The organism is Aeromonas sp. QDB34, from assembly GCF_027705405.1.
GTDB classification, from domain to species: Bacteria; Pseudomonadota; Gammaproteobacteria; order Enterobacterales; family Aeromonadaceae; genus Aeromonas; species Aeromonas hydrophila.
Genome location: NZ_JAPDBT010000045.1, coordinates 1 through 6,546, shown reverse-complemented (window position 1 = coordinate 6,546; position 6,546 = coordinate 1). Strand labels below are relative to the sequence as shown.

Below are 6,546 nucleotides of genomic sequence, written 5' to 3'. Positions count from 1 at the left end.
GGGGTTTGGGGAGCAATGGAACCAAAAACCAACGTAAGCTCTGAATCCCACCGTAAAGGGGCTTTCCGATCTCCAGCTCACCCGCCAGGCATTACTCTCTGATCAGTGCCTCGATGATCGGGCAGATCGTTCCGCCGTCTCCCGCATCACATTGCTGCACCAGTTCGCCTAACAGTTGCTGCATGACGACCAAGTCGGCCATCTTCTGCTCGATCAACGCGAGCTTGCGTGCAGCCCGTGCTCGCGTTTCGGCACAGGCGCACGACTCATCCAGCGTCAGCAGTCCACCGACTTCCGAGAGCGTGAAACCCAGCGCCTGAGCCCGCTTGATGAAACGCAGTCGCTTCACCATGTCCACCGGATAGCGCCGATGGCCACCCAAGGGTTTGGCTGGTTCATCCAGCAGCCCGCGTCGCTGGTAGTAGCGGATCGTCTCGACGTTCACCCCGGCGGCGTCTGCCAGCTTGCCAATGGTCAGCTCTGTGGCCATCACTTTCTCCTTGATTCCGTACTTTGGTACGGAGTTTAGAATAGCACCTAGGCAATCAGGCTCAGGAGATGGGAATGGGGATGCAACTCACCGGGAAAGGCTCGCTGGTCGCGAGTTCGCTGACCGCCATCGGTGCGTCGGTGTGCTGTGTCGGGCCACTGGTGCTGTTGGCACTCGGTGTCGGCGGTACGTGGGTGGGCGCTCTGACCATGATGGGGTCGCTTCAGAATTCGGAAATTAAAGCACGTTAAGAGATCCGATACCCAGCAACTGCGCGGCTTTGCGCAAGCTGCCAACCCCTAGAAACAGCATTTTCGTGGTTCTCGAAACTCGGCTGTTTCAGCCGTGCAATATGAGAGTGGTTTTCGAGAAAGCAACATGCCATACCAGCACTAGCGCGGATCTGATTCTCATTGAAGCCTCTCAAAAACGATCGTTTGCGAGAAGCTAGACCATGCCAGCGGCTTACCGTACGATTTTTTCCGTTTTCTGAGGTGACCCCATGATGGAGCCACTACGCCCCCTCTTCATCGGGTTGACTCTACTGTTCCTGGGATTGGCATTCCGCAAGCTCTACCTGGTGCCACAGGTTTGTACGCCAGGTACACCCTGCGCCGATCCGCGCACGCTCGTGCGACAGCGACTCGTGTTCTGGATCGTCAGCGTGCTGCTGCTCGGCCTATTGGCCGTGCCGTGGCTCGCCCCGCTGTTCTACTGAAGGAGATTAACCATGCGCAAACTGCTGATCGCCGTGCTTTTCGCCTTGCCCTTCGTGGCGCTGGCGGCTCCCCCGAAAACCGTCACGCTCGACGTGCAGAACATGACGTGCGGACTCTGTCCGATCACGGTCAAGAAGTCGCTGGAGAAGGTGTCCGGCGTGAGTGACGTCCAGGTCAATTTCGACCAGAAGACGGCGACCGTCACCTACGATCCCGATAAGGCCCAGCCCGAGGCACTGACTGAGGCGACCGCGAACGCGGGATACCCCTCCACAGTGCAGAAGTGAGGTCACGATGAGCGCCATTGTCCTTGAGTCCGTGCTGACTTGCCCGCGCTGCGGCTTCGCCAAGCCGGAAACCATGCCCACGGACGCCTGCCAGTTCTATTACGAGTGCAGCAACTGCAAGGCGCTGCTGCGCCCCAACCCAGGGGATTGCTGCGTTTTCTGTTCGTTCGGCTCGGTGAAGTGCCCGCCGATCCAGCAGCAGCTTGGGTGTTGCTCATAGCGTTTAGGGGGATCACAGGTCGTCGTCTGGATTACGCAGTGGCCGCAGCTCGCCGCGCGCAACTTCTTCCGGTACCGCAAAGGAATACCGCCCGAGCATGTTGATGTGCTCGTAGATCAGCGGCGATAGCCGGGCCAAATCCTCTTCCAGCACTGGATAGCCGTGCTGCTTGAGCCGTTCCACGGCCGCCGTCATGTAGAGGGTGTTCCACAGCACGATGATGTTCACCACCAGGCCCAGAGCACCGAGCTGGTCTTCCTGGCCTTCGCGGTAGCGCTGGCGGAGCTCGCCGCGTTTGCCGTGGAACACGGCGCGGGCCAGGCTGTGCCGGCCTTCGCCTCGGTTCAACTGGGTCAGGGTGGCGCGGCGCTTGGACTCGTCGTCGATATAGGTCAACGTGTGCAGAGTCTTTTCGATCCGCCCGAATTCGGCCAGCGCCTGGGCCAGCCGGGTGGGTCTATCTCCCGTTTGCAGCGTGCGCATGATGCCAGTCGCCGGCACCCGGCCGAGTTTGAGCGAGCCGGCCAGGCGCAGCAGGTCGTCCCAGTGCTCGGCGATCAGGTCGAGTTTGACCGACTGGCGGGCCAGCCCGTTGAGCTTGCCGTAGTCCGCGTCCGGGCGCGTGCGCCAGAAGCGGGTACCGCCGACATCGGCCAGCCGCGGACTGAAGTGGTAGCCAAGTAGGCGGAAGAGCCCGAACACCACATCGCTGTAGGCCCCGGTGTCGGTCATGATTTGCGTCGGCTGCAACTCGGTCTGCTGTTCCAGCACGACCGCCAGCAACACCAGGCTGTCGCGCAGCGTGCCGGGCACGGTGATGGCGTTGAGGCCGGAGAATTGGTCGGAAATCAGGTTGTACCAGGTGACACCCCGGCCGGTGCCGAAATACTTCGGATTGGGGCCGGCATGCACGGTGCGCACCGGTACGACGAAGCGCATGCCATCGGCGGAGGCGACCTCGCCGCCACCCCAGACTTGGGCCAGTTCCAGTTGGCTTTGCGCTCCGACCAGGATGGCGTTAGCCGCTGACAGGGTGTCGTCGCGGATATAATTCTGGCTGACCCAGGACAGCCGGTCACGGCGCAGCGCCGGGTTGTCGGTGCGGATCAAGGGCTCCAGGCCGGTGTTGCAGGCCCCGCCCAACAGCACCGCGCAGAGGCTGGTGACCAGGTTGTCGGCGCGTGCATTGCGTTCGGAGACATGGGTGAAGGCCTCGGAAAAGCCAGTGCGGGCGGCGATTTCCAAGAGGATTTCCGGCAGATCGACACGCGGCATCAGGTCAGACACGGCCGCCCGCAGTTGCAGCAACGAGCAGGGCTCGTCCAGCTTGTCCAGCGCCCCGAGCGACAGTTCGGTCTTGCCCTCGGTGTTCTCGCTCAGTTGAATCGCCGGGTTGTCGGGCAGGCGCGCGGCTACTGCCAGCCAGGTTGCATCCAGCTCGACGGACAAGGCGTCCAGGGTGGTTTTGGCGTCGATGGTCAGGCCCAGTGACCGGCAGATGATCGGTCGCGCCGCCAGCCATTCGGCACCGTCGAGCAGGCCAAGACGCGGGTCGGCATAGCGCCAACTGGGCGAGACGAAGACATCGTGGCGGCGCAGGGCCGTGCGCAGCGCATCGAGCGTGCAGAACACATAGGCACCCATGTCGAGGGAGCCATCTTCGCGGGTGATGTGCTTCTGCCAAGCCTTGGCCACGATCTCCTGCGGCGCGTCATCCTCTGGCTTCCGGCGCGGCAGGTTCAGTTGCAGCCACTCCAGACTAGCCGCCACGCCCTTGCCGGCCGGGCTGAAGCCGAAGCGGATGTGCTTGAGCAGGTCGGGCAGGAAGCGGCGCACGCTGCGGTAGCGCGCTTCCAATGCAAGAAAATAGACGTCATCTACCGGGCGGATCAGCGCGTTGACCTCTTCCAGGGCCTTTTCCAGGGTGGTCCTCGGCAGGTCGTTGAACAGCCGGGCGCGCACGTTGTCATCGCTGATCGAGCTGTCCAGCACGACCTTGCACGCGGCGGCGAGCGTCGCGGCCGACCGATCCAGGTCTTTCAGGCTGCGCATGCGGGCTTTCTTGTCGGCCTTCTCCGCGTTGCTGAACAGGTCGCGCAGCAAGGCCTCCAGGACTTCCAGTGCGTCGTCGTGCGCAGTCGCCTCCAGGCAGAGTGCGAAGGCCACCAGTGTCGCCATCCGCCGCGACGCCGGCAGCCGATTAATCGCGGTGACCTTGGCCGTGTTGGCGAAGCGGGCCAGGGCGGCGATACGGCTGGGAGGGATGTGCGCCGCCGCCGGCAAGGTGATGCCGATGCCGCGCACGTCATCGAGCCGGCGCAGTGCCCGAATCAACGCGGGGCCACTGACCATGACCGGGCCGGAGCGCAATTGATCCAGCCGGGAGCTGCGGTTGCCTTCGGCCACCGTCAGCAAGTCTTGCAGTTGCAATCGCTGTTCCTCAGTCACGCTGCGGCCCAGCGTAAACCAGAGGCGTTCTTCGACCCGACTGCGCAACTGGGCGATAAAGCGCTCTAGTTGAGACACACCAGGCAGGAGGACTTTCTGTGTGAACAGCCACGAGGTGGCTCGCTCAAACAGCACTCCCGGCCGGTCGGTGCCCGTCCAGCAGAGGGCATACAGCCAGCGGCTCAAGCGAAAGCCGATGCCCGGATCGGTGAAATGACGATAGCCAAAGCGGTTCTGAATATCGGTGGCATGTATCCAGCGGCGATGATCGCTATAGCGCTGGAGGCAGTCGGGGTCTGGAATCGCCAGTTGTCGGCAAAGCACCTGCAGGACTTCCACCGGCACGGCGGCGGGCTTGTCCGGCAGAACGCCAACGAAGCGGACGGTGGTCAGCAGAACGGCATAACCCAGACGGTTATGGTTACCCCGCAGCACCTGGATGGCTTCACGGTCTTCATCGCTCAGGTGGAAGTAACGTTCCAGCTCTTCACGGCTGGGCGAATCAACATAGCGGCCAAAACCGTCGCGTTGCTCTTGAGTCAGAAAACCGACCGGCATTGATCACAGCACCTCGACGCAGAACACGGCGGGCGTGACGATCCGCGTGCGTTCGATGTGCCCGCGTTGCAGCAGGCCGGCGCGGCGATCACCGGTTACCAGGTAGTCCGCATCGCCCGCCAAGGCCATGGCCAGCAAAAACGAGTCATCCGGATCATCGGCTTCGACCTCGATGGTCAGGCGCTCCAGTACCACAGCCCGTTGCAGGTTATTGATCATGGCGCCCACCTTGGCGGGCTGTAGGATGGCCTGAAGCTTGGGATAGCGGCTGGCTCGACGAATTTCATCGAGTTGCATCCGCGAGGTCACCACCTCGAAACGCGCCGCCCGCCAGGCACGGTAGATCGCATCGGGCGCGCCATGTGGCGAGATCAGGGCGCTGAACAGGATGTTGGTATCCAACACGACCCGCATCAGCGCTTACGTGCCCAGTCGAGCGCTTCGTCAACCGCGTTGGTCAATTCTGCCTCACTCAGATGGGCGTTAGCGGCCTTGGCCTGCTCAGCGCTCAGCTCCAGGATGTGTGCCCGTACCGCTTCTTCGATGAAGCGCGACAGGTCGCCCTTACGGCCGCCGCCCTGGCTGGCCAGAAACATCCGAAGCGACTGGTCGGTGTCGGCCGAGACGGCGACATTCCAGCGAATGGTATTCATAGCGTTCTCCGCTAATAGGTGTTTGTGTGTTTATACGCCAATCACAAAGGGCGATGCAATGGTTCGACAAAACGAAGGTTTTGCCGAACTCTATCGAGGAATGGCTCGGTTCGTTAAGCTCCCCGCGCTACGGTTCAAATAACTGGTACGCTTAATCAAAGTTCAACTATTACTAACGTAGTCGAGTAAACAGTACTTTTGATGAAGATCGGTTATGCGCGAGTGAGCACTCGGGATCAGAAAGCCGACCTACAAGTCGATGCCCTGAAACAGGCCGGGTGCGAACGCATCTACCAAGACATCGCCAGCGGCGCGAAAAGCGCCCGGCCGGAGTTGGACAAACTGCTGGCCAACGTGCGGCCGGGTGATGCCGTGGTGATCTGGAAGCTGGATCGCCTTGGGCGTTCCCTCAAGCACCTGGTCGAGTTGGTCGGCGAGCTGGCAGAGCGCAAGGTCGGCTTACAGAGCCTGAATGACCCCATCGACACCACCCACGCCCAAGGCCGCCTGGTGTTCAACCTGTTCGCCTCGCTGGCGGAGTTCGAGCGCGAGCTGATCCGCGAGCGGACTCAGGCGGGTCTGTCGGCCGCACGGGCGCGTGGCCGGATCGGTGGCCGTCCCAAGGGCCTGCCAGCCAAGGCTGAGGCCACCGCCATGGCGGCCGAAACCCTCTACCGCGAAGGTCGCCTGAGCGTCAGCGCGATCGGCGAGAAGCTGCACATCTCCAAGAGCACGCTGTACAGCTACCTGCGCCACCGTGGTGTCGAGATCGGCGCGTACCAGAAGAGCGCCAGGTCACGCGACCAGCAGCCTTCGGCCGCGTCGCCGGCAGAGCCGCCCGCCGCCGAGCGGGTGGCCACCGTCACCCTGCGCCTCGCGGTGGTGAATAACAGCAAGTTCGTGCGCGGCCGGAAGCGGGCCACGGAGAACATTGAGCGCTACTGCCTGGAGCCCTATGGCATGAAGCGGCTGGATGCCGGCCACTATGAGTTGACCATTCCGTATCGGAGCGACGATGAGCTGGACAAGAGCGTGCATGACCTGCTGACCGAGATCAGCCAGGAGGCCGACATGCGCAACTGTTTTGTCGAGATGGGCGCCTGGGAAGAAGACACCGAAAAGCGTTGGTAGGGCTTACGTTGGTTTTTGGTTCCATTGCTCCCCAAACCCC

The 6,546-nt window shown here is 62.3% G+C and carries 9 protein-coding genes; 5 read left to right on the top strand and 4 right to left on the bottom strand.

Features of this window, described 5'->3' with window-relative positions; translation table 11 throughout:
• Nucleotides 1–91: 91 nt before the first annotated feature.
• On the bottom strand, nt 92–490 hold the full coding sequence (merR, locus tag OKC29_RS22785) for an Hg(II)-responsive transcriptional regulator (protein ID WP_003089120.1): 399 nt from the start codon (nt 488–490) through the stop codon (nt 92–94).
• Between the two features lie 74 nt (nt 491–564).
• Between merR and OKC29_RS22780 the strand changes: the two genes are divergently transcribed.
• From OKC29_RS22780 to OKC29_RS22765, 4 genes are all read left to right on the top strand, one after another.
• Nucleotides 565–741: a mercuric transporter MerT family protein gene (locus tag OKC29_RS22780; protein WP_224873767.1), complete on the top strand. Its 177-nt coding sequence runs from the start codon at nt 565–567 to the stop codon at nt 739–741.
• Nucleotides 742–992: 251 nt separating this feature from the next.
• On the top strand, nt 993–1,208 hold the full coding sequence (locus OKC29_RS22775) for a mercuric transporter MerT family protein (protein ID WP_225865360.1): 216 nt from the start codon (nt 993–995) through the stop codon (nt 1,206–1,208).
• A gap of 12 nt (nt 1,209–1,220) precedes the next feature.
• Nucleotides 1,221–1,496, top strand: a complete 276-nt coding sequence (merP, locus tag OKC29_RS22770) for a mercury resistance system periplasmic binding protein MerP (RefSeq protein ID WP_003150552.1) — start codon at nt 1,221–1,223, stop codon at nt 1,494–1,496.
• A 7-nt stretch (nt 1,497–1,503) separates the two neighbouring features.
• Complete coding sequence (locus tag OKC29_RS22765; RefSeq protein WP_003089113.1) at nt 1,504–1,716, top strand: GDCCVxC domain-containing (seleno)protein; 213 nt, start codon at nt 1,504–1,506, stop codon at nt 1,714–1,716.
• A gap of 12 nt (nt 1,717–1,728) precedes the next feature.
• Here OKC29_RS22765 and OKC29_RS22760 read toward each other — a convergent pair whose 3' ends face one another.
• From OKC29_RS22760 to OKC29_RS22750, 3 genes are read right to left on the bottom strand one after another with little or no spacing between them, the layout of a single operon-like run.
• Entirely contained in the window at nt 1,729–4,722 is a 2,994-nt protein-coding gene (locus OKC29_RS22760) for a Tn3 family transposase (protein WP_033995769.1), read from the bottom strand.
• Nucleotides 4,723–4,725: 3 nt separating this feature from the next.
• Nucleotides 4,726–5,136 (bottom strand): putative toxin-antitoxin system toxin component, PIN family, encoded by a 411-nt coding sequence (locus tag OKC29_RS22755; protein WP_003150546.1) that lies wholly within the window; start codon nt 5,134–5,136, stop codon nt 4,726–4,728.
• The gene (locus OKC29_RS22750) at nt 5,136–5,375 is read right to left on the bottom strand and encodes a ribbon-helix-helix domain-containing protein (RefSeq protein WP_003089107.1); all 240 of its coding nucleotides are present in this window, start codon (nt 5,373–5,375) and stop codon (nt 5,136–5,138) included. Before OKC29_RS22750 ends, OKC29_RS22755 begins: the two co-directional genes overlap by 1 nt.
• A gap of 201 nt (nt 5,376–5,576) precedes the next feature.
• On the opposite strand from OKC29_RS22750, the gene OKC29_RS22745 reads away from it, so the two are divergent.
• The gene (locus OKC29_RS22745) at nt 5,577–6,506 is read left to right on the top strand and encodes a recombinase family protein (RefSeq protein ID WP_003150544.1); all 930 of its coding nucleotides are present in this window, start codon (nt 5,577–5,579) and stop codon (nt 6,504–6,506) included.
• Nucleotides 6,507–6,546 lie beyond the last annotated feature (40 nt).

Bases quoted from the DNA above. Each gene is read 5' to 3' on its own strand.
- OKC29_RS22775 (WP_225865360.1), top strand. From the start codon at position 993: ATGATGGAGCCACTACGCCCCCTCTTCATCGGGTTGACTCTACTGTTC.
- OKC29_RS22755 (WP_003150546.1), bottom strand. From the start codon at position 5,136: ATGCGGGTCGTGTTGGATACCAACATCCTGTTCAGCGCCCTGATCTCG.
- OKC29_RS22780 (WP_224873767.1), top strand. From the start codon at position 565: ATGGGGATGCAACTCACCGGGAAAGGCTCGCTGGTCGCGAGTTCGCTG.
- OKC29_RS22750 (WP_003089107.1), bottom strand. From the start codon at position 5,375: ATGAATACCATTCGCTGGAATGTCGCCGTCTCGGCCGACACCGACCAG.
- OKC29_RS22765 (WP_003089113.1), top strand. From the start codon at position 1,504: ATGAGCGCCATTGTCCTTGAGTCCGTGCTGACTTGCCCGCGCTGCGGC.
- merP (WP_003150552.1), top strand. From the start codon at position 1,221: ATGCGCAAACTGCTGATCGCCGTGCTTTTCGCCTTGCCCTTCGTGGCG.
- OKC29_RS22760 (WP_033995769.1), bottom strand. From the start codon at position 4,722: ATGCCGGTCGGTTTTCTGACTCAAGAGCAACGCGACGGTTTTGGCCGC.
- OKC29_RS22745 (WP_003150544.1), top strand. From the start codon at position 5,577: ATGAAGATCGGTTATGCGCGAGTGAGCACTCGGGATCAGAAAGCCGAC.
- merR (WP_003089120.1), bottom strand. From the start codon at position 490: ATGGCCACAGAGCTGACCATTGGCAAGCTGGCAGACGCCGCCGGGGTG.